Source organism: Bacillus luti, assembly GCF_001884105.1.
Taxonomy (GTDB): domain Bacteria; phylum Bacillota; class Bacilli; order Bacillales; family Bacillaceae_G; genus Bacillus_A; species Bacillus_A luti.
In genome coordinates, this window is sequence record NZ_MACI01000030.1 from 1 (window position 1) to 406 (window position 406).

The window sequence follows — 406 nt, forward strand, 5'->3', positions numbered from 1 at the left end:
CAAACAAGACAAACAAGACAAACAAGACAAACAAGACAAACAAGACAAACAAGACAAACAAGACAAACACGATAAACCAGGTAAACCAGGTAAATTAGACAAACACGATAAACAGGACAAACAAGACAAACAAGACAAACAAGACAAACAAGACAAACAGGACAAACAGGACAAACAGGACAAACAGGACAAACAGGACAAACAAGACAAACCAGGTAAACCAGGTAAATTAGACAAACACGATAAACAAGACAAACAGGACAAACAGGACAAACAGGACAAACAAGACAAACAGGACAAACAGGACAAACAAGACAAACACGATAAACAGGATAAACAGGACAAACAGGACAAACAGGACAAACAGGACAAACAGGACAAACAGGACAAACAGGACAAACAGGAC

1 protein-coding gene is annotated in these 406 nt (G+C 38.7%); it reads left to right on the forward strand.

Going from position 1 to position 406, the window contains the following annotated elements:
* On the forward strand, window positions 1–406 hold a 406-nt coding region (locus tag BAQ48_RS28605), incomplete at both ends, for a hypothetical protein (protein WP_207544835.1).